We start from the raw sequence: 23,627 nt of genomic DNA, 5'->3' as shown, positions 1-23,627 counted from the left end.
ACCCGCTTGCCGATCTGCATAATGGCGGCATCACTTTCACAAAAAATATAAGGAAAAAGCAAAGCGCAAAGCTCTACTTACATTATATTTACAGGAAAATATTTCAGAGAAAAATCTTAATAATTATTCAAGGCAGATTGGTTATATTATTTTATCATCGACCTGACATGAGCGCAATTTAAACTTTTTTATGAGTTTGATTAACAATTGCTTTTGCGGTACAGCTTTAGTGAATAAAAGCGTAAAAAATCTTTACAATGTATAATTATGCATTAAAACCGAATAAGTTCTTATGCAATGAAAACGCTTATTCCGTTTTCTTTCCATAACATGTCATTTTAATGTCGCATATCATTTCCGCAATAAGCAAAGAACGCCCCCTTAAGGAGCGTCCTCTGCTTATTGTTATATTATTGCTATTAACCGATTATACAGTCAAAACTTGTTCACTTTTCATAGCAGCTTCACTTTCATGACTGCGGGTCATGAAATAGGTGAACGTAAGGGCCAGGAATACAAGGCCGTAGATCGCAAGCAGTCCTGCATCGTTCCACATTACACCCGTATCTCCCGTGGAAATTACTGCCTTGAATCCTCTGACGCTGTAGGTCATAGGAAGAAGCGGATTGAAGAATTTCATCCAGTTCGGAATCAATTCAAGCGGGAACGTACCTGCACTTGTCGTCAATTGGAAGATAAGGATGACAATAGCCACAAAACGTCCCGGCTGATCCAGCCAGGTTACAATCGCCTGGATCATCCACATGAAGGCAAGACTGGTAATGAAGATAAATGCATAGAAGAGCGGTACATTCTGCACTTCAAGACCCAATCCGTACAGAACAATAACTGCAGCGAGCAGCGCCTGAAGCACACTCATCATCGTGAATGTAAGCGTACGGCTGACAAACCGGTTGAACCGGCTGGCACCGATCACTTCGGAATCGCGCATTGGAATAATAATCGTGCTGATCAGTGCACCTACAAACAGTCCAAGGGACAGGAAGTAAGGCGCAAAGCCTGTGCCGTAGTTTGGCACGGCATTCACTTTAACTTCTTCAATCTCCACAGGCTGGGCGAACATCGATACCAACGCGTCGGTCTTATTCACCGAACTGGTCTGTGATGCGGCATCGCCAAGCTTCGTTGCAAGTTCTCCTGAACCGGCCTTCAGATCATCAAGACCATCCTTCAGCTGGCCTGCTCCAGCGCTTAGCTTCTTCGAGCCATCGGCTACAGAGGTCAGACCGCTGCTCAGCTGTCCGGCTCCGTTCAGCAGCTTCGAAGTTCCGGCTTCCAGCGCCTTGCCGCCATCGGCCAGCTTCGCACCGCCAGCTGCAGCTTCATCCAGCTTCGCGCCGAACTGCTTCATTCCTGCGGCAAGTGTAGTGCCGCCGGTTTCCAGCTTCGTTGCACCGGCCACGAGCTGTTTTTGTCCTTCCAGCAGCTGCGTGCTGCCGGCATTCAGCTGCTGCGCTCCGTCATGCAGCTGACTGACTCCAGCATCCAGCTGCTCAGAACCGGTATGCAGCTGTCCTGCACCCTGCACAAGCTGCTCCTGCCCGCTGTGGAGCGCTGATGCGCCTTCCACGAGTTGCTGCTGGCTTTGATCCAGCTGCGCGCTGCCTTGAGCGACTGCCGTACTTGCAGCCAGCAGCTTTTGCACCTCAGGGCTGGCTGCAAGCTGAGGATTCGATTTGGCCAGCTGCTGCAGGCCATCGGCCACTGCTTTGGCTCCCGCGCTCACTTTCGCGCTGCCATCCTTGGAAGCCTTCAGACCGGCTTCCAGCTTGGCGCTGCCTTCGACGGAAGAAGTAAGTCCCGCTTCCAGCTTAGCACTGCCATCGACAACCGACTTCGTGCCAGCTTGAAGCTTAGTCGTACCTTCTACAGCTGATGCTGTACCAGCCTGAAGTGAAGCTGCTCCGGTTTCCGTCTTCTTAAGACCTTCACTCAGTTGCTTGCTGCCTGCTGCAGTCTGTGATACACCAGCCTGCAGTTTCTTGTGTGCAGCAGACAATTGCTGGAGTCCGCCTGCCAGTGTGCTGCTGCCGTTGTGTATGGCGGCGGCACCCGTGTTCAGATCGCTCACACCTTTCGTAAGCGGCGCTACACCATCGAGCAGTTTACCTGTGCCCTCAGTCAGTACTACCAGATTATCCTTCAGCTTCAGCGCGCCGTCATCCAGCTTGCTTGCGCCATCGGCAATTTTTGTTGCGCCGTCTCCGGCGTCGCCAAGCCCGCTGGCGATCTTGGTAATTTTATCGAATACGGATTCTGTATAAGCTTCTGTTATTTTGGCCGATACTTTTGTCTTAATATCCTTTACCGCAGTTCCGCCAATTTGGCCGGCAAGGAAATTGAAGCCTTCGTTCGGTTCATAAATAATTTTGGCCGGCTGGGGATCAGTACCCAGCAGGGTTGTTGCATTTGCTGAAAAATCTTCAGGCACAATGATCGCCATATAATAAGTACTGTCGTCAAGTCCCGCTTTTGCCTGGTCACGGGTTACGAAATTCCATTCGAACCCGTCGGTTTTCTTAAGTTCTTCTATCAGGTCATTCCCGGCAGTTAGCTTTGAGCCTTCGTAGTCGGCACCTTTATCTTCATTTACGACAGCGACCGGCAGTTCATTCATTTTACCGTAGGGATCCCAGAATGCTTTCAGGAACAACCCGCTGTACAGCACCGGAACGAATAGGACAACAAACATTGGGATCAGCACTTTAGGATTCTTCAGCACTGCCCCAAGGTCCTTGAAAAACACGGATAAAGATTTCATTCTGGTTCTCTCCTTATAATCGTTTGCTCTCTTTTAAAATGCTATGAATCTTCAATTCTTGCTATTGTATTGAAAGTTACAGTAATACCATATGACTATTTTCCCCAATTGGTCAGTCCGGGGTAAAAAAAAACCTTTCCGGTTTTTGTTACCACTGCCGTCTAAATAAAAGAACATCCAGGGAAAGCAGACGGTTGACGATGCCATCCCTATTCCAGCTCCAAACCTTACTTTGCTGTTGCCAGCCCTTCGGACAAGAACAAGTGAAAATAATGTTTGATTTGCTCTTTGTTCAAAGGCACATGCACCTTGTTAAGTTCAGCAGTCAGCACAATGTAAAGTCTAAACATTACAACAGATACGATCTTGGGGTCGCAAGGTTTGATTTCGCCTTGACGAATCGCCTGTTCCACCTCCCGTTTCAAATAGTCAAGCACAACACTCTCGATCTTGTCGAGTCCTTCACCAGCCTGCGGCGTTCCGAAATCGCGACTTTCCTGGGAAAGCTTAATGAACAGCTCGTGTTCGCTTCGAAATTCCAGCAAAGCATCCAGAACCCTGTGCAGGTTATCAAAAAAAGGCTTATCCTTTTTGATTTCCCGCTCGGCGATTTTTTTCATTTCGACAATGACATCACGCAGGATTTCATCGAACAGCTGCTCCTTATTCGTGAAAAAGGTATAAATCGTTCCTTTTCCCACATTCGCAATCTTGGCGACTTGATCCATTGTAGTTGCCTTATAGCCAAATAATGAAAAACATTTCGTCGCGGCTTTAAGCACCTGCTGCCTTCGATCTACCACAGCCACCCGTACACTCCCTTTCCTCGGAAATATCGCTGTAACCGCATTTTGACCATTTTACTAATCCGGTCATTCGGTCATTACTTACTTTAACATGATGCCTCCGCGTTTGCAATACTTTAACCAATGTATATTTTTTTAATTTATTGCAGTGATTTAACTTTCTATTTACGTCTTATCTGTATAATGTAAGAAGAAACATCTGTCTCGTCTTTGAAAAAGGGCGGTTTCCCTGCGGGAAATGGAAGAATAGAATGGCCGGACACACATAGTCTTATATTATGAGATTAACAGCTAATTTCGCTGTATAATAGAAGAGATGATTATATAGAGGTATCTCCAATCCGCCAAAGAAGAGAACCCGCAATTCTACCTATGAAGGAAAGTAGCAGGTGAACTTATGCGAAAGAAAAGAGTACTGCTGTTTTCGGAAGGCTTCGGCACGGGCCATACAGGGGCAGCCTATGCTCTCGCCGAAGGAATAAAGCTGTTGAATCCGGATGTACAATGCCGGGTCATCGAGCTGGGAAAATTCCTGAATCCTACGGTCGCTCCTTGGATTCTTTCCGCTTACCGTAAAACAGTCAGCAGCCAGCCCAAGCTGGTTGGCATGATGTATAAGACCCAATACAATAAATCACTGAACCGGTTGACGAAGCTGGCGCTTCACCGGGTTTTTTATACACATGCCTTACAGGTTATCGAGCAACTTAAGCCGGATTTAATTATTTGCACACATCCCATTCCCGCAGCCGTCATTTCGAGGTTGAAGCGGCAAGGGCTGAATGTCCCGCTCTTTACACTCATAACGGATTATGACGCACACGCCACCTGGGTCAACGCTGAAGCTGACCGGTATCTAGTCTCTACTCCACGGGTAAAATCAATTCTGACCGGCCGCGGGGTATCTCCCGAGCTTGTGACGGTCACCGGCATACCGGTGCATCCGAAGTTCTGGGAGCGTTCCAACAAGACGCAGCTCCGCAAGGAACTCGGGCTCGCCGATATTCCTACCGTGCTCATTATGGGCGGAGGCTGGGGACTCATGTTCGGCAAGGATGTTATGGACTCGCTCACGGCCCGAATGGATGATATCCAGCTGATCTTCTGCATGGGCAGCAACGACAAGCTTGTGGCCAAGATGCAGGCCAATCCCCTGCTGAACCATCCCAACGTGAGGATACTTGGTTACAGCAGTGAAATCAACAAGCTGATGGACGCCTCCGATCTGCTGATTACGAAGCCCGGTGGAATGACCTGCACGGAAGGCCAGGCCAAAGGAATACCGATGCTCTTCTACAGCGCTATTCCCGGCCAGGAAGAGAAGAATTGCCAGTATTTCGTGGAGCTTGGCTTAGCCGAGGTGCTGGATTCGAATGTCGTGGACAAATGGTTCTCCCTCCTGCTGCGTGAATATGCCGGACTGGAGGAGCTGCGGAAGCGCCGGCTGGCTCCAGAGCGCCAGCAACCGCATAATTGCGCCTCTACGGTACTGCAGCTGCTGGGCAAACCGGCTGATGGAAGAACCGATTTGCGGGGAGCGCGGACACCGGCCCGCAATGAAGAGGCCGTCTATGTTACCCCTTAAGCTCGAATGTTTGCCGCCAGCTCTGCCTGAACTGTAAAGCCAAAAGAACCTCCAATCCGTTAAAGTATGGATTGGGGGTTCTTTTATTATACCGTCAGCAGGAGTTTAGATTTCCATACTTTCCCCTGCTTGCAGCGGATAGCCCTGAATCCCCTCCTGCCGCAGCCGGTCACAGAACTCTGCGCCATCCTGGGCAATCGCCGGAAATGTATTGTAATGCAGCGGAATCACTTTGTCCGCACGAAGCCATCTTGCCGCCAGCAGCGCATCGTCAGGCCCCATCGTAAGCATGTCCCCGATAGGCAGCGCCGCTATATCAATGGCGTTTCGTTCTCCGATCAGACGCATATCTCCGAACAACGCCGTGTCTCCGGCATGAAATAAGGTTTTGCCTCCGATGGTGAGCAGAATGCCCGCCGGTTGTCCGGCATAAATCCAGGTATCCCCTTCTGTAATGGAGGAGGAATGAAAGGCCTGGGTATATTTCACGGTGATTCCTTTATAGGTATGGCTGCCGCCGGTATTCATGTGTTTGACCTGCGCACCTTTGATGCGGCAATATTCTGCCAGTTCATAGACAGCAAAGATCGGACAGTCATTCTTCGCGGCAATCTCCAGCGCATCTCCAAAATGATCGGAATGTCCGTGGGTGAGCAGAACAGCATCGACCGAAAGCTCATCGGGTGAGATCCCCGAATTCGGATTTCCCGACAAAAAAGGATCAATAATAACCTTGACTTCCTCCGTCTCAACAAGCAGCGCCGAATGACCGTAATAGGTGATTTTCATAGAGTGATCCTCCTAAAAGTTTTGCGGAATTATACTTCTTGGAATGGCTGTGCAGCAAAACTGGCTTCGAAAGCATTCGCTAAGTTTTGCGGAATTATGCTTCTCGTTCTTTGAAATCAAATTATTTATAAAAGGTATGATTGCCGATGGTCTTGGCGTACTCCTGCGAATGGTGGACCGTCAGATCCTGTGCCAGCTTCAGCGACAGGAAGAAATACGTATCATCCGTCACCTCTTTAACTCCAGAGAGCGCAGCATTTACCGCTTTAATGCTGTCCTTATTAGGTTTGACACGTTTAAGACGCCCGTTTGCCACAGGACTGAACTGGCTTTTCTGATAAATGACCTTATAAATGGTGTCGGGAAAATTGGCTGACCGCAGCCGGTTCAGAACAACGTTGGCAACTGCCACCTTGCCCTGGTACGGTTCGCCTTCTGCTTCTGCCATAACGATTTTTTGCAGCAGTAGCAGGTCTTCATCGGATACGGCGTAGCTCCAGGTTGCTTGCGCTTGCTGTTCCTGGCTTAATAACTGCGTCCGGGAGAAGAACAATTTAGCGGGGGGATGTTGCTGAGATGCCGTTTTCGATTGTTTTACGGTCTGGCTCCCCTTGGCTGCCGCCTGTCCGAGCGCTTTCTGCGCTGTTGCCGGCGGTGCCTTCACCACAGTAGCCTTAGTCTGAATGGTTACCTTCTTGGCTGCGCTTTGCGGCTTCAGCTTATCGGGAGTGAACCAATTCACGGCTGGGTTGCTGTTCCAGTTAAGCCTCAGACCAGCAACTGTGGTGTAGAGCATGGGTTTGGGTGTTTCGGTTATCCTCTTGGCGCCGGTTGTGGCAGGATGCGACAGGACAGATGCGGCAGATGCATGGGTTGTCTGTAATTTATTCATTGGTACTGTATTTTTGCCCTCTGATACACGCTCGGAGTTCATCAGGCTTATTGAAGAGAAACACACTAGAATAACGCCAACGAGCAGCGCAATACAGCGATTTTGTTTAAAAATAACCATTTTTTACCTCCTATTTTACGGCACATTCCTATTGTATGTAACCGAAAATGGAAGCTTTGAAAACTTTCTTGTCGATTTTAATTTAGAAAAATGTCAATTTTTCAATCATTTCATACATAGGAATGGCATGCATTCTAGTAGCATACACCACAAAAGCATCTACCGTCCAGTCCTTTTCCGAACAATTGTTCTCCTTTTCTCCTCCACAGTGGCGTAAATCCGGCAGCTCTTCGGCGCTGAAGGGCTGCTCGCCCCGGTATTTCCGGGCCAGGGTAATATGGGGATTGTACTCCCTTGTCTCGGCTTTAAAACCCAAGCCAGAAGTCGCATTAACCACGTCCCGCTGCAGTTCCCCAAGTCTCGCAAGCTCGCCGGAAACCCCTGCCCAGAGCACCTTAGGCGCATGCGGAAGACCAAAGGTCCCCCAGTTCTCCAAGCTTAATCGAAACGGCTTGCTCTTTCCGGATATTTCCTCGAGCGCTTTGAGAAGTGCAGGAATTTCTTTTCTGGGTGTGTCACCGAGAAACTGCAGGGTAATATGATAATCTTCAGAATGTGTCCATTTTGCAAATTTCAGCTTTGCGGAGCATTTTTCAGACTCTTTTTCCAATAATCCACTCAGGTTTGAAGGGACTTTTACGGCAATAAACAAGCGCTCCATATCTCGCTCAGACCTATTACGCTCCATAAAAATTTCACCTTTCCAGACAGATTTGTTATCCTTATTCTATACATTATCAGCCAATCCTATAAAAAAGTATAACGGGAGGGAACCATCATGACGAAATCCATTGTTTGTTTACAGCCCCTTACATCCCAGCAGCAGAAGCTTATTCTCGACGCCGCCCCAGGTTATACCCTCACACTAGGAAACGCCAAAAACCCGGATTTGGAGCTTCTGGCCAATGCAGAAATTGTAATCGGCTGGGGCAAGGGCATCAGCGACACGCTGCTGCGGCCGGATTCACCGCTGCGTTGGGTTCAGACTTGGTCGGCTGGTGTTGAGAAACTCCCGCTTGATCGTTTGGAGGAGCGCGGAATCCTGCTCACGAACGCCAGTGGCGTTCACGCCGAGCCGATCACAGCTGTAATCTTTGGCTTTATGCTGCTCTTCACCCGTAATTTGCATACAGCCGTACGCAACCAGCAGAACCGCCGCTGGCATTCGGAAGGCAATGAAAGTGAATTAACCGGCAAAACAGCCGTCATTGCCGGCACCGGCTCCATCGGCAGTGAAACGGCAAGAATCGCCAAGGCTTTCCGGATGAAGACCATCGGCATAAGCCGTTCCGGTAAACCGGTTGCCGATTTTGACCAGGTCTACACCACTGACGAGCTGCCTGACGCAGTCCGCCAAGGCGATTTCGTGATCAACACGCTGCCGCTCACCGACGAAACACAAGGGTTGTTTAATGCGGAAATCTTCTCCAACTGCAAGCAAGGCGCTTATTATATCAACATCGGCCGGGGAGCCACCACCCATACCGAAGACTTGATGGCCGCGCTGAAGAGCGGCCAGTTGGCCGGAGCGGGGCTGGATGTCTTTGAGACCGAACCCCTGCCGCAGGATCATCCGTTATGGGGAATGGAGCAGGTGGTAATCACCCCGCACTGTGCCGGCACAACAGACCGGTATGCCGACCGCGTTGTTGATATTTTCACAGACAACCTGCAGTCCTATCTGCAAGATGGCGCCCCTTCGCGCAATAGGGTTGACTATAGCCGCCAGTACTGACGGCAGCTCACTCTATTGACTGGCGGCCAAACAACGTGCAGCAAGCTTCTGCCGTCACATTTATAACAAGTACAAGCACAAACAGCCCCTCACAGGCACATTTACTCCTTGCGTAAATGAACCCGTGAGGGGCTGTCTTCTTATACCTGAAAACGAGTTACCGATTCACTAAGCTCGGTCAGCAGTGTTTTCAACTGCCCTATGCCAGCTGCAACTTCATTGGTGGCGCTGAGCTGCTCGTGGGCCGAAGCTGAGGTTTCTTCCACACCTGCCGCCGATTGCTGGGCTAGGGCTGAAATATGCTGGCTGAACTCGTTCATCGTTTCGCTTGCTGCGGTCATCTGCTGAAGATTACCGCCCATCTCTTCAATGGTGCCGGACATCACATGCACCGATTTGTTGATGTCATCCAAAGCTTCGCCTGTCTCAGCAATTTGCCGGCTGCCTTCTTCTGTCCTCATGACCCCCATGCGCAAATGCTCGACCACCTCTTTGGAGTCCAGCTGAATGCCTTGCGTAATCCCGGTGATTTCCGATACCGTCCGCTGCACTTCCTCCGAAAGCTTCCGCACCTCTTGCGCCACAACCGCAAATCCGCGCCCGCTGTCTCCGGCTCTGGCTGCTTCAATCGCAGCGTTGATTGCCAGGAGATGCGTCTGTTCGGAAATGCTGCGGATCGAGCCAACCAGCCGGAAGATCCCCTCATTCTTGCGGTTCAGCTCCTCCACCGTTTCCATGGATTGTGATACGGCTTCGGCGATTTGCCCCATTTGTGCCACTGAGCTCTCCATTAATTGCTTGCCTCTGTCACCCTTTGTCCGCACCTGCCCGGAATGAAGCGACAGATCCATTCCTTTGACTGCAAAGGCCTCAATCAGCATATTCAGATCCTCTATCGCTTTGGATGCTTCTACAGCTGCCTCCGCCTGGCTTCCAGAAGCTTTGGCCAACTCCTCCATGGTAAGGGCAATCTGCTGGCTGCCCTCCTTTGTATCGGAAATATTGCGGACCAGCTCATCCCCCTGCCGCGCGATAATACTGGAAACACTACGGATCTGACTCACAATCTCCAGCAATGTCCGGTTCGTATCGTTTACCGTCCTGGCAAGCAAACCGATTTCATCCTGATTTGCGATCAAGGTATCCTCTGACGTCAAATCACCGCCTGATATTTGTTGCAAATGAACGGTTACCTGCTTCAGCGGATTGATGATTGTGCACCGGATAACCATATTAATCAGACCGATCACAACCAGCACTACCACTACAGTAATCAGATTCACAATAATGGAAGTATGAAAAATCTCAACGGAACGCTCGCCCTCTTCAGATGCGGCTTTCTGGCTGAGATCAACCAGAGCATCCATATCGGTCTGCATCGAATTAAACGCCGTAATCCCTTTTTGCGAGACCTCCAGTGCCAGTTCTTCGTCGCCTGCACCGCTCTGCTTGATCGCCTGGTTGTTAATAGTCATAAATTCATCCCATTTATGATTCAGCGACTGCAGCAGCTCCTTCTGATCCTTGTCCCGCAGCGTATTTCTATAGTTGGTCATAGATTCGGCCACTTTACGGATAAATTGGTCACGTTCTGCTTCCAGCTTCTTTTTCTGTGCAGCATCGGTGCTTAAAATATGCTGCATACTGACCGCCATGATATGTTCGGTGTAATAATTGACATTATGTATTTCTTCCAGCGCAGGGACCATTTGTTCAACAATATTTCCGGTATTCTTTTGCATACCGTTCATTAAATAGAGGGAGGTTCCTCCGATAATCAAGACCAGCAAAGCCAAAACAACGTACCCGGAAGCTATTTTGAAGCCTATGCTTTGCTTCCCCCTGGATGTTACCCCCTTCAATGTCCCATTAACGAATTTGTGTACAGATCCCTTAAGTCCCAGATCCTTTCTCATTTGCGCATCCTCCTCAAACTTTTCCGAAAACCTTACATGTAATTCCAATCTGTTACATTTCATTTTCAAGAATGGGCAAACAAACAGATCTACCTTTTATTTCGGCAGATTGAAATGAGAAATTTATATAATGTAAGATATTCATTGCTGTCTCTTTAGAACATACCAAAAGACCCAAAGCGCACCGTATAGGGGCTTCGGGTCTTCTGCAACGCCGCTGAGTCTGCTGGCTTTCACCTTGAGTCTTTAGCCTTATTCATTTGAAACCGGTTAATCAATATCTGCCCCGGCTGCGGCAAGCATCACTTCCTGCAGATACAACTCCGCCGTTCCTTCGCCGTTTGTGATCCCTTCAAGCTTGATGCCGATCGTCTTTACGGCAGTCAGGTCAACCCCTGCTGCTTCAGCGGCGGACGGCAACGAAATACTCAAAGTTGTATACCCTTTGGAGTCCACTGTTAGGGGCGCTCCGCTGTCCGACCATACCCAGCCAGCTCCTGTCTTGATGAACAAGCGCGCTTTAGCCGCGCCGCCCGACAGTTTGACCTTTGCGTTTATCGTATGGAGACCCGCAATATTCAGCTTCACCGGATCTACAGCGAGTTCAAAGGAGCCGTTGTCAACCTGATCGAACTGAACGCCAACCGCCTGCTCCTCCTCCGAAAATTCCGGAGCTTTGGCGCCCGCTTGATCATCATTTGCCGTCACCCAGCCTGTGATATCTTCAGCGCTTCTGAACTGGTACAGAACTCCAGGCGCATGCGCATCCGGCTGTCCGCCAGTTTCCCCGGACATATCCGGAAGTGCCGGGTCATATACCGCTTTAATGTCATCAAAGTATAGAACACCTTTATGGGACTGCCCATCCATAGCGTTCACATACAGATTGAAGTTTTGCACCTGCTTCAGTCTTTCCTCTGTGAGCGCACCGCCTTTGCCCCAGCTCATTTCGGTCAAATTCTTCAGGCTTAATACAACCTGTCCGTTCTGATCCGGAGTAATCACGGGATAAGCTTCGAAATATCCGCCGTCAATGACCAGCTGGACAACCAGCTTGAGCGGCTCTCCCTTTTCCGCGTAAGAGCTGCTGCCGTCGGAAGCAACCCACAGACTGACCGCGTTGTAAGTGGACCAATCCAGGGAACCAAGGTTCTTACCGATTCCCGTATAACCGGCACTATCAATGCTATAGTGCATTTTCAATCCATAACCGCCGGTATTTTTGCGTTCCGCGCTTAAAGCTACGCTGACATCGTCGCCGCCGGCTTTAGGATATTTTGCCGCAAGTGCATCATCGCTTGCACCGTAGGATTCATAATCATCCACCAGCGCATGGTCTGCTACCGGCGCACGGTAGGTATTGTAAAGGCTGATATCATCTACATAAATAGGCAGAGCTCCTTCAGAGACCAGTCCGCTCCCTACAATGGAAATGGCCAGACCGGCTGCCGCTGCAGACTTCTCGGCATTATCTAAGTCAATAGAGGCAGCAAACCTGTAGTATGACGAGCCGTCCACCGTTACTTTTTCCAGGCTGGATAACGTTTTATAACTGGAATCCATGCCATACTTGGTATTCCAATCTTCCGGAAGTTGAACAACGCCGCGGATAGCGGCATTTCCGGTTTCATTCTGGGCAGATTCAGGAATCAGCAGATTGAATTTCACACGGCCCACTTTGGCCAGGTCTACCCCGTCCAGTGCCGCAGATGTAAGCTGCAGCTTCAGCTCCTGCCAGGTATCCCCGGAGGCCAATCCTTCCGAGATATTCAGATTCAGCTTTCCGTCTCCGTCCAGAACCGCATGCTTGAACTCCGTCTTGATCGTCTCGCCGTTTCCAGCTAGAGCGGACCAGCTGCCATTGTTCTGGATGAGCTGCAGATCATCAGCCGTGTTGAACTTGATCTCTTTTACCGGCACCTCGCCGATCTTCACAAATACGGAGATGCTTTGCGTAAGCAGCGTGTCACCCGGTCCATAAGCTTTTACCGTAATGTCGGTGGAACTGCCGTTCAAGCTGGAATCCGGCTGCCAGACCGCAGCGTAATAGCCGTCCGCTCCCAGTGTCATTTCTTGTTCAACTGTGGACTTTCCGATTGTATAAGTGACCTTAACCGGTGTGAAATTAGCCGTTTTCGAACGGATGACTGTCGTGCCCTCAGTTACTGTACCGATATTATTCGGTGTAACGATATGCAGAAACGGTTCTTTCACTGCAACATTGACCGCACGGGAATACTTGTTGTCATCCTTCACATCCCCCGCAAAGGCAGTAGCAGCATCATTATAGAAATTCACAAAGTCCGGAAGAAGCTCGTGATCGGCTTTATTCGGAACATTCTTGTAAGGAACATACAGATTATTGCCTTCGCCAAAGTTGGCCCAGGTCAGCATGTAGGAAATCTTCGCCGCATCCGGATCCGCCTTGATGGCGTTCAATAACTTCGTAAACCACTGCAGCTCATTATTTCCCGTTGTTTTCATTCCTGCGGCGCTGTATCCGTATTCCGAGAGGGTCACAATCTTACCCTTATCCTGAGCCAGGCCGGAAATCATCTTCAAATCTTTCACAAGGCCATTCAGAAAAGACTCGGAACCTGCGTTGTCCTTGTTGTCGTATTGGTCCATACCGAGAATATCCACATATTGATCGCCCGGATAAGTCGTCAAATATTCACTTTCGTTGCCGTTAAACGGACCATTCGGGGAAAATACATACAGGAAGTTGTGGACTCCCTTAATGTCCCGCAGATATTCAACGGTGTATCGGTACAGCTCAGCATATTCGCTTTTTGTAGTCGTTGCCGCCCCCCACCAGAACCAGCCTCCATTCTGCTCATGGAACGGACGGAACAACACCGGAATCAGGTTGCCGTCGTCATCTTTGAGATTGCTCGCGAAGTCGGCAATCCGGTCGAGATAGGTATTGAATCCGCTGTTCTTATCACCGCCCGGCAGAATACGTGCCACTACCGATGAGGCTGCCCCGGGGGAATTGCCCGTATCATTAAAGCTTCCGCCAGTCACAAAATTATAAGGATGCGTGCTCAGCGTCAAGATACCGCCCAGCTCATGTGCCTGCTTCATCGCAGCGGTGAGACCCAGCCTGCTGGCTTCATGATTCCCGCTCACTCCGGGAGGAGCTTCGTATCCGTCCAGGCTGAGCGTATCCCAGCCAAACACAGCCGGATAATCGCCTACCGAGCTGTACACATCCGAGATTACAGTCCCCGCTTTATCCTTGCCGGCAAAAGATACGGTCGTATCATGCTGATGCCCGAACATAATCTGTTTGCCGCTGGTTTCATCCAGATAAGCGAACAGGGATTTCGTTGCGGCGGATGCAGCCGGGTCAGCAATGTTGACGGTAACGGCAGGCGTCCCAGTTCCACCTCCTCCAGTGCTGCCTGAACCATTAGAGCCGGATACGGTTCCGGTGGCGGCTCCGTTTGTTGTACTGCCAGAGGTCGTAAAACCGCCATTTCTTACCGAGAAGGTTCCAGTCGTCAATGCTTGCCCGTTAAAACTGACAGAAGAAGCACGAACATCAAGCTTGCTGATTGTCCCCTTGCCTGTTACCGCCGTATCGGAAGCACCGCTGCCGATGACAACCTCAGCAATCTCCGCTTCTGCGCCCACCTCAAGAATTGCAGCGCTTTCAACAGCCAGCTGAGCAATCGTTGTATGGCCTTCAGCAATGATGCCGACTTTCCCGCCCGGACGATTCAGGTTGACCAACGCCAGCTTGGAGTTGTTGAAATGAATCGAATTCTCACCACCGGAAATATAAACCGCGCCTTGAACAGTTACATTCTCCAGAGTGGCTTCTCCGCTCTCAATGCCAGGGGCCAAATACAGATTCCCCGAGATACGGGCATCCTTTAGCAGTACTCCGCTGCGGTTGATCAGAACATTGCCCTGAATGTCGCCCCCGGCAACCGTTCCAGCCTCGTGATAGTAGCGGCTGACCAGCCTGTCGACAATGCTGAGCAATTCTGCTCTTGTGATAAGGCGGTCAGGCCGGAAGGATCCGTCCGGATAACCATTCAAAGTCCCCTGCAGCGCCTGGATCGCCTCATTCGCATACAGGCTGATGCCGGCACTGTCCGTAAAAGCAAGAGCAGCAGCGCCATTGCCCGGTGTAAGCGAAAAGACCGAAGCGAGCAATACAGCAGTATCCTGGCGGGTCAACTTTGTATCCGCTTTCGCTTTGTTGTCCGGGAAGCCTTTATAATAACCGGCCTGCTTCGCTACAGCCAGATCTTTGGCATACCATGCGCCTGCCGGCACATCCGAGAAATTGGATTCGGGCAAGGCACTAAATCCGAAAAGCTTGTTAATAATACTCGTCATCTCAGCGCGGGTAACATTGTTATCGGGCTTAAAGCTGCCGTCCGGATATCCTTGCAGCACTCCATTCCCCTGCCATTTCGCGATGCTCTCTTTGGCCCAGTGGGTTGCAAGTTTTTCCTGGCGGGCATTGCCGGCCAGTGCAGGTACAGCCATCGAAAACATCATGAGGGCCGTAAGAAACAGCAGGAAACTCTTCTTAAACTTCTTCAAGACTTCATCCTCCTTTTGTGTAAGGGCTTTCAATTATAACGATAACTCCCCGGTAATATTAGCATTATTATAATAAATAAACAATAACAAAATTAAATAAATACTTTAAATTTAATCTTGATTCTTTCAATCCAAAACTTTTTCTCACACCACATAAACAAAAAACCTTAATTAACAAGGATTATTTAGGTACTCCAGAAATTAAAAATCAACTACACTCATTCATATCATCACCAAATATATAATAACAAAAAAATAACAACATACAGCAACGAAAGACCAGAATTCTAAAACAGGGACCAGAAATCAAAAGCAAAGACCAGAAAACGCATAAACAGGACTCCCTGGAGAGCCCTGTTTATGTTAAAAGGTAGCATTCTTAGCGTTTCTTAGTCTTCTTATCCAAGCTTTGCCTGTCCTAGTCCAGATCGTAAATAGAACCGACCTTCAGACCATAAAGCTCATTGTAGATTTTCTCGGCAAAAGCATCTGTCATTCCGGCAATATAATCAATCACCATATGCTCCCACGTCCAGATCGGCCTCTGCGACCGCTGATCCTTCTCAAAGCGCTGCAGCCAGTCACTCGGGATAATCGCCTTCGACGTTTCAGGATCGAGGAATGCGCCCCAAAGCCGCCGCAAAATCCACTCGCTGCGTTTCTGCAGCCGCTGCACACGCAGGTCGCGAATCATCGTGACCCAGGCGAAGCTTTTGAGCACACTGACCGTCCGCAGCATGTCCTCATCCTCTTTGTCCTCCTTGATAAAGGTGACCTTCTTCCAGTCTCCGTCGTGAATCACGCCTAAGCTGGCGACAAAGGTGCTGACCCAGTAGGCTTTAACCTCACGCCGGGTGCGGGAGTAATCATTTTCACAGGTCGGCATTTTCTCCATCCATACCCGCAGGAATGAGCTCAGCACCTCTTCGACTTTGGCATGGATAGCCTCTGACTTCCAGCCTTCCCAGAACAAATCCTCCAGCGTGGTAATCTTCTCGACGATCAGCCGCTGGATATAGGCATCATGCATAAAGTGCTCATGGACCTCGATTTTGCCGGCCTTTATGCCATCCTCCAAATCATGGGCGGAATAGGCGATGTCGTCGCAGAGGTCCATAAGTTGGGCTTCCAGCGTCTTCTTGCCTTCCGGCACCCCCCATTCCTTGCGGACTTCCCTGATATAATCCCATTCATGAAGATACATGCCTTTCTTGAGTACCGTGCCGGGAAAAGGATACTTGTTGATACCCAGCAGCACTGCGTCGGAAAGGTTCAGGCCGTCGATGTTCTCGCGCTTCTCCAGAAACATGATCAGCCGGAAATTATGGGCATTGCCCTCAAAATGCTCATATTGCCGTTTCAGATTTTCGTGGATCGTCTGCCTCTGCAGCGGACCCGCGCCGGATTTCAGCGCTTCCTCCTCAGTCTTTTTGGCCACAAGCTGCTCCAAAATATTATCGAGCACTTCTTCCCCTTTGTGGCCGAATGGCGGGTGGCCGAAATCATGCGCGATGGCTGCACATTCCACCACTTCGGGATCGATTACAAGACCCGGGTTGTCCGCCTGCCCCGTTTCCACCTCCGGGTAAGAGCGCAGCAGGCTCTTGGCGGCTTCACGGGCAATTTGTGCTACTTCCAGGGAATGAGTCAGGCGCGTGCGGTAATAATCGCCGGTTCCGGCGCCGAACACCTGTGATTTGCCTTGCAGCCGGCGAAAAGTCGGCGAATGAATCAGGCGCGAATAATCGCGCTCATATGCGGCTCTAGAGGTTTCCAGTCGGGTAATCTCCGGATATTGCCGATGCTCTCTTTTCTCAATAAGTGTCATATCCGCTGCCCCTATCCATTGATCTGTATTTAGTACTTCATTATAAGTCATTTTAGGCAGAACTTTCACTCTAAAATAGAAAGTTGAGCAACTGCCCGGCCGCAGTGAATAGTTTGTAAGGTGCATGGAGCATTCTAAAGCAAAATAACCCGGTACCTTTGCCAGGGGTCATGTATGGAGTGAAAGGTGAATCTTATGAAAACAGGCCGCAGAATAACCTATACCACAATAACAGCATTCATGCTTCTGCTTGGGCTTACTAACATCGCACTAGCCAGTCCAAATATTAAAAACCGCTATTATTATGAGCAGCGAGGAGACATGATCTGGGAAGTTCCCACCAGTCAAAAAGTAATAGCACTGACCTTCGACGACGGACCCGATCCTTCCGAGACCATTCAGATTCTGGATGTACTGCATAAATACAATGCCAAATGCACCTTTTTTGCTATCGGCAAAAAAATCGCCGCCTATCCCGAGGTAGCCAAGCAGGTGATTGCCGAGGGGCATGAGCTGGCTAACCATACTTACAACCATGTGTATTTCAAGAAGCCTATTTCCGAGCAGCAGATTCTGCAGGAGCTGGAGTTGACCGAAAAGGAAATCATAAAGATCTCAGGCAAACACAGCAGCCTGTTCAGACCGCCTGGCGGCATGTACGATGATACGCTGATTGATGTATCCAACAATATGGGCCTCAAGCCGGTGCTGTGGTCCTGGCATCAGGATACCCGCGACTGGAACCGTCCTGGCGTGTGGAGTATCTACAGCAAAGTCATCCGCAATGCAAAAAACGGCGATATCGTACTGTTCCATGATTATGTACACGGACAGTCGCAGACGGGCGAAGCGCTCAAAATCATCCTGCCCGAGCTTGCAAAACGGGGCTTCCGGTTCGTCACCGTTTCCGAACTGATTGAATTATCCGATGCACAGCAGGTGAAGCAAGGCCGACATCTTGCTTTTTGAATACTTTTGCCGGCCTCTCCGTGGCTCTTTAATTGCGATTGACCTCAAAATAAGGTAGTCTTGAGCTATTATTATGACTTTATGATCGCTGCTGCAGTCCATCCTTTAGGAGGCTTTATCCATGTCTGAGAACACTTCCTATACTACCGAGGAAATCGCCCGGTTATTGAAGATATCCAAGCTCAAGGTTTATGATTTGATCAAAAAGGGCGAGCTGCCCTCTTACCGTGTCGGTAAGCAAATGCGTGTCGACCTCTCCGATCTGGAGGCCTACAAGCAGAATTCGCGCAGCGGAGCTTCGGCCGGTCCGCCTGCTGGTGATGCAGCCGCATTACCCCATACTCCCTTTGCGCTGCCGCCAGCCACTTTTACAGCACCGCTGCACTTTTCCCAGCCGCCTGCGTTTACCGGTAAATCCGCCGGAGTCAATGTGGTCATTACCGGACAGGATATGTCGCTGGACATTCTGGCTACCCACCTGGAGCGCAGCCAGCCCTCTTCCCGGCCGCTTCGTTCCTATGCCGGCAGTCTGGACAGCCTGATTGCGATGTATCATGGGGAGTCTGACATTGTCAGCACCCACCTGTTAGACGGAGATACAGGAGAATATAACCTGCCCTATATCCGCAAGCTGCTTGTCGGCTTCTCCTATGTAGTGGTGCATATGCTGGCGCGAAGTGCAGGATTTTACGTGCTAAAGGGCAATCCGAAGGGCATCTGTGACTGGTCGGATCTCCAGCAGAAGGGCCTCCGGCTGATTAACCGCGAGCGCGGCTCCGGTGCGCGGGTGCTGCTGGACGAGCAGCTGCGCCTGCACAGTATCCAATCCGCCCAGTTAAGCGGTTATGACACTATAGAGAACAGCCATTTGGCTGTAGCCGGAATGGTGGCACGGGGTGAGGCTGACGTCGGCATCGGCACAGAAAAAGCCGCCAAGATTATTGACGGCATTGAATTCATTCCGCTCATTCAGGAGCGTTATGATCTTGTAATGATCAAGAAGCCGGAGCATGAGCAATGGATCGGGACAGTCATCGACATTTTACGGTCATCGGCTTTCAAGAACGAACTCAGCTCCATTCACGGCTATGACCTTACCGATACCGGAAGGGTCATTTACGAGACTTAAGTAGAACGCAGCCAGACGGCCCTTCCTACTCGGCTTCAGTGGAATATAGGATTTTATAACTTCCTTTGGTCGCGGTACCGACAATTTCGAGCTTGTATTTGCCGTCCTTTTCAATCTCCACCTTCTCTTCTGCAGCCTCATTCGTACGAAGCTCTTTCACAAGCTCATGATCGGGATCATACAGCTTCATGGACAGCTTGCCTTTATCCACTTTGGAGGTATAATCCAGCAGCAGAGTTTCCCCTTCTTTGAGCTTCAGCGTCTTCGTTTCCGTACCTGACAGCAGCTTATAGGATGCCTTAATTTGTTTACCACTGCTTGATCCAACGAACATCAGCCTTTTTTCGCAGCCCGTAAGCAGCAAAGCTGATGTCAGTACTGCGAGTATCAGCAAGCTCCACTTTTTGTTCATTTCATTCACTCCCCGGTTCTAATCATGTGCCCGCAATGCGGGCAATATTCCTCTTGAGCACTCACGCCGCCATCTCTTTTGTGCTGCTGTCTGACCACAAAGTAGATCAGCAGCCCGATTAAATTGGGAATGTAGATTACAGCAGTCATCCACAACCAGGTGTTCATCCCCATACGCGAAGCATCCCTGTAGATGAATACGGCTATAGCTCCATTCAAACCAATGAGCAGCAGCACAGCCAGCCCCATAAACAAAAACCAGCCACGTTCCTCGCTAAGGACATCCGACATATAGGGAAACATCCAATATCCCATTAAGGCCAGAGTAAGCAAGAAGCCGGTTGTAAGAACCCAAAAAAGCAATTTGCCAAGCGGCTTATGTCTCTTCATATGCCGTCCTCCTTTGAGAATAATGCGGATGTCTGGTGTCCGCCTGCCCCATATACCTGAAAAGTCATGCCCGGGCTGCTGCACCCGATCTGCCGGACAGGCAGAACAGCAGCGCTGCGGCAGCAGATGTCTGAACGAGACCGAAGGCCAGCAGAAGGGCCAGCTTCCATAGCAGGGGAAGAGGACCTGTCAGCACGCAGGCTCCCAGCAGCATTAGCACAATAACTTGAATCCCCACGACAGCGATAATACTTCTTCCCAATCTTTCTGCAGCCGTTATTTTCCGGAGCGTATCCGCAACAAGCCGGGGAGGAGCCAGGGCCGGTTCATTAAAATATTGGCTTAGCAGCTGATCCTGCGCTTCCTCTTCATTCATCACGTTTCCTCCTTTACATGCTGCATGGAGGTTTGCAGCAGCTTCTTCCCTTGATTGAGCCTTGACTTGACCGTTCCCACGGGAATGCCAAGCATCTCCGCAATCTCCTCATAGCTGAATTCGTTGTAATAATAGAGAACCAGCGGCGCCAAATACCGCTTGGATAACGCACGCAGCCCTTGCTCCAGCTCGGCGTTCTGTTCATTCCGCAGCAAGGCCTCTTCCGTGAGAGGCGAGGAATCCCGGATGTTCAGGAAATCCGCCTGGAAAGATGCCTCACCCAGAAAACGGTGCTGGAATTTTTTCCATCTGCGGTAGCGGTCCCTATGCAGATTGACCGTAACCTGAAACAGCCAGGCTTTAAAGGAACGCTCACAATCATATTTCTCCAGCTTGCGGATGACCCGGACCCACACCTCCTGAAACAGGTCCTCGGCATCCTGGGCATTCAGGGTAAGGTGGCGGCAAAACCGGTACAAATCATCCTTGTATCTGTCGACGAGCAGTCCCAGCATTTCACGGCGGCCGGACCGGCAACCTTCAATGAGTTGTTTATCGGTAATCATGTGCCCCCGCCCACCCTTTCAATTAACATTACGAATGAACTCCAGGCTTTGTTCGAAATTTCACATAATCATTTATTAGCCGTCCTCAAATGTTCTGTTCTCTCTATGATCATAGTAAATAACCTCCGGTCTCGCCATGATGCTTGATGGCAAAACCGGAGGTTATCCGTATACTTCGATTCAAGAACGGCGATTGACAAACATCAGCATAACGGCTGAGATTACGATAATCGAGCATACCCACATCCAGGCGAGCGTCATGTCGCCGCCGTCGACGGCCACATATATGGCGGTGGGCACCGTCTGTGTACGGCCGGGAATATTGCCTGCTACCATGATCGTAGCTCCAAATTCGCCAAGCCCGCGGGCAAAGCCGAGCACATACCCTGCAGCCAGAGAACGGCTGGCAAGCGGCAGCGTTACATAACGCAGTACCTGCAGTTCACTGGCACCCTGCGCACGCGCCGCATCCTCAAGATCCTTTTCCACATCCTCAAATCCGGCCTTAACGGTCCGGTAGACCAGCGGAAAGGCCACAACCACCGCAGCAATAACGGCAGCCCCCCAGGTAAAGAGAATGGTATGCTCTGTGAACTGCTCATACAACCTGCCAATCCAGCTCCGACGTCCCAAAATGACCAGAAGCACAAAGCCGACCACGGTAGGGGGCAGTACAAGCGGCAGCAGCAGAATGGTCTCGACCAGACTGTATCCGGGGAACCTCCGGCCCGCCATCTTTTTGGCCGCGAAGGTTGCCAGAAGGAATACGATGATGCTCGTGATTACAGAGATTTTGACCGAAAGCCAGACCGGGGCGAAAAAATCAGTCCAATTGATCTCCATCCGCTTTCACCCCGCTTAAGTTCGATTAGAATTACTTGGCAAGCTGAAAGCCGTAGCCGGTAAAAATATCGCTTGCCGCCTTGGCTTGCACGTAGTTATAGAATGCTTTGGCCTCTGCCTGATGTTTGGAATCCTTAACGATCCCGACCGGATAATTGATTGCTTTGTGCACCTGTGCCCCTACAGTAAGGGCGATCTTCACTTTCTTGGAGGTTAGGGCATCCGTCTTATACACAAATCCGGCATCAGCATTGCCTGTTTCCACGTAGGAGAGCACCTGGCGGACATCCTTGGCGAATACCAGTTTACTCTGCAGCGTGTCCCATACATTCTTCGCAGTCAATGACTGCTGCGCATATTGGCCCGCCGGCACCGATTCCGGTTGTCCGACAGCAACCTTCTTGAACGTTTTATCTGTAAGCTGTGTGATTGTTGTAATCTTGGCTTTGGAATCCGAAGGCACAATGAGAACCAGCCGATTCTTTAGAAGTTCCGTATGGTCTGAAATGAGTTTGCCATCCACCAGCGCTGTCATTTGCTTATCTCCTGCTGAGAAGAACAGATCGGCCGGAGCGCCTTGTTCAATCTGCTTCTGCAATGTACCGGAAGCGCCATAGTTAAAGACGAGGTCGATATCAGGATGCTGCTTCTCATAAAGAACGGCAATCTTGTCAAGACTGTCCTGCAGGCTGGCTGCGGCAGATACAATAATTTCGGTTTTCTTCTTCGCCGCCTCTGCCTGTCTCTCAGGTATTGCCGACAAGCCCACAGCAAGCATTACAGTCATGACAACCAACGCTAATTTCTTGAACATTTCCATTCCTCCCATTTATATATCTTGTATATTTAGATGATATTCTAGCATACCTTTTTTCGTTTTTCTATACGTTTGGTTATGTTTGCTTATATTTAGTTATGATTGATACAGATTACACCTTAACATACATTTTTATTTATAATGGGCTTCATAGCAAAAAAGCCCCCAGGCGTGTAAACGCCTAAGGGCTTCCCTGGACTTCGTTATTTTAACTCTTCATCCGCGGATCAAGCACATCGCGCAGTCCGTCTCCCATCAGGTTGAATCCGAGTACAGTCAACATGATTGACATCCCCGGAAAAATGACCGTCCATGGCGCTTTCTGAATGAACTGGCGCGAATCGGAGAGCATCTTGCCCCATTCCGGATCAGGCGGCTGCGCACCAAGGCCAAGGAAGCCGAGGGCTGCCGCTTCGATAATGGCCGTTGCGATGCCCAGCGTCCCCTGTACAATGATCGGCGTCAGGCTGTTCGGCAGAATATGAGTCAGCAGAATACGCGTATTCGTCATCCCGATCGCTCTTGCCGCCGTGATGTATTCCTCCGACTTCAAGCTGAGCACCTTGGCCCGCACGAGTCTTCCATAGGTCGGGATATTAACAATCGCAATGGCGAGCAGCGCATTCCGCAGAGAGGGTCCGAGTATGGCCACAATTGCAATCGCGAGCAGAATACTCGGAAAAGCCAAGAGGATATCAAACATTCTGGAGATCAGCATGTCTACCCACTTGCCATAGAATCCGGCTAGAACCCCCAGAAACGTGCCGACAATAATAGAACCGATCACTGAAGAGAACCCGACCCAAAGCGAGATACGGGCACCGTACAGGACCCGGCTGAACAGATCTCTTCCCAGATCGTCCGTGCCGAACCAATGGTCAGCCGACGGTGCCTTCAGCCGGTTCACCAGCTCCTGCTCCTTGAAGCTATACGGCGCGATAAGCGGAGCAAACAGCGCAATCAGCACGAAAAACAAAATAATACAGAGCCCGAGCATAGCCGTCTTGTTCTTGCGGAATGCCCTCCACGCATCATGCCAAGGTCCGGAGCCCTTTTCGGCAGGCACCTTCGGGGGCGTTACGTTAACTGTTGCCTGTGCCACAGATTCAC

19 protein-coding genes are annotated in these 23,627 nt (G+C 50.2%); 4 read left to right on the top strand and 15 right to left on the bottom strand.

Features of this window, described 5'->3' with window-relative positions; translation table 11 throughout:
- Nucleotides 1–427: 427 nt before the first annotated feature.
- Together ACAN56_RS16340 and ACAN56_RS16335 are read right to left on the bottom strand one after the other, a co-directional pair.
- Nucleotides 428–2,782, bottom strand: a complete 2,355-nt coding sequence (locus ACAN56_RS16340) for a YhgE/Pip family protein (RefSeq protein ID WP_379144157.1) — start codon at nucleotides 2,780–2,782, stop codon at nucleotides 428–430.
- 227 nt (nucleotides 2,783–3,009) lie between these two features.
- Entirely contained in the window at nucleotides 3,010–3,591 is a 582-nt protein-coding gene (locus ACAN56_RS16335; protein WP_038586643.1) for a TetR/AcrR family transcriptional regulator, read from the bottom strand.
- A 394-nt stretch (nucleotides 3,592–3,985) separates the two neighbouring features.
- Here ACAN56_RS16335 and ACAN56_RS16330 point away from each other — a divergent pair, with 394 nt between their 5' ends.
- Nucleotides 3,986–5,173 carry a UDP-N-acetylglucosamine--LPS N-acetylglucosamine transferase gene (locus tag ACAN56_RS16330; protein ID WP_038586640.1) on the top strand — a complete coding sequence of 396 codons (1,188 nt, stop codon included), beginning with the start codon at nucleotides 3,986–3,988 and terminating at the stop codon, nucleotides 5,171–5,173.
- Between the two features lie 105 nt (nucleotides 5,174–5,278).
- Here ACAN56_RS16330 and ACAN56_RS16325 read toward each other — a convergent pair whose 3' ends face one another.
- The 3 genes from ACAN56_RS16325 to thpR form a co-directional block, all read right to left on the bottom strand.
- Nucleotides 5,279–5,962, bottom strand: coding sequence for a metal-dependent hydrolase (locus ACAN56_RS16325; RefSeq protein WP_038586637.1), 684 nt, complete (start codon nucleotides 5,960–5,962; stop codon nucleotides 5,279–5,281).
- Nucleotides 5,963–6,083: 121 nt separating this feature from the next.
- Complete coding sequence (locus tag ACAN56_RS16320; RefSeq protein ID WP_038586635.1) at nucleotides 6,084–6,974, bottom strand: cell wall hydrolase; 891 nt, start codon at nucleotides 6,972–6,974, stop codon at nucleotides 6,084–6,086.
- 82 nt (nucleotides 6,975–7,056) lie between these two features.
- Nucleotides 7,057–7,626 carry an RNA 2',3'-cyclic phosphodiesterase gene (thpR, locus tag ACAN56_RS16315; RefSeq protein WP_379144152.1) on the bottom strand — a complete coding sequence of 190 codons (570 nt, stop codon included), beginning with the start codon at nucleotides 7,624–7,626 and terminating at the stop codon, nucleotides 7,057–7,059.
- A 126-nt stretch (nucleotides 7,627–7,752) separates the two neighbouring features.
- On the opposite strand from thpR, the gene ACAN56_RS16310 reads away from it, so the two are divergent.
- On the top strand, nucleotides 7,753–8,709 hold the full coding sequence (locus ACAN56_RS16310; RefSeq protein WP_038586632.1) for a D-2-hydroxyacid dehydrogenase: 957 nt from the start codon (nucleotides 7,753–7,755) through the stop codon (nucleotides 8,707–8,709).
- A gap of 140 nt (nucleotides 8,710–8,849) precedes the next feature.
- Here the strand turns inward: ACAN56_RS16310 and ACAN56_RS16305 are convergent, their stop codons facing one another.
- From ACAN56_RS16305 to ACAN56_RS16295, 3 genes are all read right to left on the bottom strand, one after another.
- Nucleotides 8,850–10,625: a methyl-accepting chemotaxis protein gene (locus tag ACAN56_RS16305; RefSeq protein WP_379144149.1), complete on the bottom strand. Its 1,776-nt coding sequence runs from the start codon at nucleotides 10,623–10,625 to the stop codon at nucleotides 8,850–8,852.
- A 270-nt stretch (nucleotides 10,626–10,895) separates the two neighbouring features.
- The gene (locus ACAN56_RS16300; RefSeq protein ID WP_379144146.1) at nucleotides 10,896–15,188 is read right to left on the bottom strand and encodes a glycosyl hydrolase; all 4,293 of its coding nucleotides are present in this window, start codon (nucleotides 15,186–15,188) and stop codon (nucleotides 10,896–10,898) included.
- A 418-nt stretch (nucleotides 15,189–15,606) separates the two neighbouring features.
- A complete protein-coding gene (locus tag ACAN56_RS16295; protein WP_038586625.1) occupies nucleotides 15,607–17,016 on the bottom strand; it encodes a deoxyguanosinetriphosphate triphosphohydrolase family protein in 1,410 nt (469 codons plus the stop codon).
- A gap of 195 nt (nucleotides 17,017–17,211) precedes the next feature.
- On the opposite strand from ACAN56_RS16295, the gene ACAN56_RS16290 reads away from it, so the two are divergent.
- Together ACAN56_RS16290 and ACAN56_RS16285 are read left to right on the top strand one after the other, a co-directional pair.
- The gene (locus ACAN56_RS16290) at nucleotides 17,212–17,985 is read left to right on the top strand and encodes a polysaccharide deacetylase family protein (RefSeq protein WP_379144318.1); all 774 of its coding nucleotides are present in this window, start codon (nucleotides 17,212–17,214) and stop codon (nucleotides 17,983–17,985) included.
- Nucleotides 17,986–18,106: 121 nt separating this feature from the next.
- Complete coding sequence (locus ACAN56_RS16285; protein WP_379144144.1) at nucleotides 18,107–19,114, top strand: helix-turn-helix transcriptional regulator; 1,008 nt, start codon at nucleotides 18,107–18,109, stop codon at nucleotides 19,112–19,114.
- A gap of 25 nt (nucleotides 19,115–19,139) precedes the next feature.
- Here ACAN56_RS16285 and ACAN56_RS16280 read toward each other — a convergent pair whose 3' ends face one another.
- From ACAN56_RS16280 to nikC, 7 genes are all read right to left on the bottom strand, one after another.
- Nucleotides 19,140–19,526 (bottom strand): hypothetical protein, encoded by a 387-nt coding sequence (locus ACAN56_RS16280; RefSeq protein ID WP_038586619.1) that lies wholly within the window; start codon nucleotides 19,524–19,526, stop codon nucleotides 19,140–19,142.
- Nucleotides 19,527–19,531: 5 nt separating this feature from the next.
- Entirely contained in the window at nucleotides 19,532–19,915 is a 384-nt protein-coding gene (locus ACAN56_RS16275; RefSeq protein ID WP_379144141.1) for a hypothetical protein, read from the bottom strand.
- Nucleotides 19,916–19,979: 64 nt separating this feature from the next.
- Nucleotides 19,980–20,291 (bottom strand): hypothetical protein, encoded by a 312-nt coding sequence (locus ACAN56_RS16270; protein WP_342438579.1) that lies wholly within the window; start codon nucleotides 20,289–20,291, stop codon nucleotides 19,980–19,982.
- Entirely contained in the window at nucleotides 20,291–20,857 is a 567-nt protein-coding gene (locus ACAN56_RS16265; protein WP_379144137.1) for an RNA polymerase sigma factor, read from the bottom strand. Before ACAN56_RS16265 ends, ACAN56_RS16270 begins: the two co-directional genes overlap by 1 nt.
- Nucleotides 20,858–21,037: 180 nt before the next feature.
- A complete protein-coding gene (gene modB / locus ACAN56_RS16260; protein ID WP_038586608.1) occupies nucleotides 21,038–21,700 on the bottom strand; it encodes a molybdate ABC transporter permease subunit in 663 nt (220 codons plus the stop codon).
- A gap of 31 nt (nucleotides 21,701–21,731) precedes the next feature.
- Nucleotides 21,732–22,514: a molybdate ABC transporter substrate-binding protein gene (gene modA / locus ACAN56_RS16255; protein WP_379144134.1), complete on the bottom strand. Its 783-nt coding sequence runs from the start codon at nucleotides 22,512–22,514 to the stop codon at nucleotides 21,732–21,734.
- Nucleotides 22,515–22,725: 211 nt separating this feature from the next.
- Complete coding sequence (gene nikC / locus ACAN56_RS16250) at nucleotides 22,726–23,619, bottom strand: nickel transporter permease (protein WP_038586603.1); 894 nt, start codon at nucleotides 23,617–23,619, stop codon at nucleotides 22,726–22,728.
- Nucleotides 23,620–23,627 lie beyond the last annotated feature (8 nt).

The organism is Paenibacillus paludis (genome assembly GCF_042610515.1).
Taxonomy (GTDB): Bacteria; Bacillota; Bacilli; order Paenibacillales; family Paenibacillaceae; genus Paenibacillus_AQ.
This window is presented reverse-complemented; position numbering and strand designations above follow the sequence as displayed.

Coding starts and splice junctions, on each gene's coding strand:
- ACAN56_RS16320 (WP_038586635.1), bottom strand. CDS start 6,974: ATGGTTATTTTTAAACAAAATCGCTGTATTGCGCTGCTCGTTGGCGTT.
- modB (WP_038586608.1), bottom strand. CDS start 21,700: ATGGAGATCAATTGGACTGATTTTTTCGCCCCGGTCTGGCTTTCGGTC.
- ACAN56_RS16330 (WP_038586640.1), top strand. CDS start 3,986: ATGCGAAAGAAAAGAGTACTGCTGTTTTCGGAAGGCTTCGGCACGGGC.
- ACAN56_RS16285 (WP_379144144.1), top strand. CDS start 18,107: ATGTCTGAGAACACTTCCTATACTACCGAGGAAATCGCCCGGTTATTG.
- ACAN56_RS16295 (WP_038586625.1), bottom strand. CDS start 17,016: ATGACACTTATTGAGAAAAGAGAGCATCGGCAATATCCGGAGATTACC.
- ACAN56_RS16325 (WP_038586637.1), bottom strand. CDS start 5,962: ATGAAAATCACCTATTACGGTCATTCGGCGCTGCTTGTTGAGACGGAG.
- ACAN56_RS16275 (WP_379144141.1), bottom strand. CDS start 19,915: ATGAAGAGACATAAGCCGCTTGGCAAATTGCTTTTTTGGGTTCTTACA.
- ACAN56_RS16305 (WP_379144149.1), bottom strand. CDS start 10,625: ATGAGAAAGGATCTGGGACTTAAGGGATCTGTACACAAATTCGTTAAT.
- ACAN56_RS16280 (WP_038586619.1), bottom strand. CDS start 19,526: ATGAACAAAAAGTGGAGCTTGCTGATACTCGCAGTACTGACATCAGCT.
- modA (WP_379144134.1), bottom strand. CDS start 22,514: ATGTTCAAGAAATTAGCGTTGGTTGTCATGACTGTAATGCTTGCTGTG.
- ACAN56_RS16290 (WP_379144318.1), top strand. CDS start 17,212: ATGAAAACAGGCCGCAGAATAACCTATACCACAATAACAGCATTCATG.
- ACAN56_RS16310 (WP_038586632.1), top strand. CDS start 7,753: ATGACGAAATCCATTGTTTGTTTACAGCCCCTTACATCCCAGCAGCAG.
- ACAN56_RS16340 (WP_379144157.1), bottom strand. CDS start 2,782: ATGAAATCTTTATCCGTGTTTTTCAAGGACCTTGGGGCAGTGCTGAAG.
- ACAN56_RS16270 (WP_342438579.1), bottom strand. CDS start 20,291: ATGAATGAAGAGGAAGCGCAGGATCAGCTGCTAAGCCAATATTTTAAT.
- ACAN56_RS16265 (WP_379144137.1), bottom strand. CDS start 20,857: ATGATTACCGATAAACAACTCATTGAAGGTTGCCGGTCCGGCCGCCGT.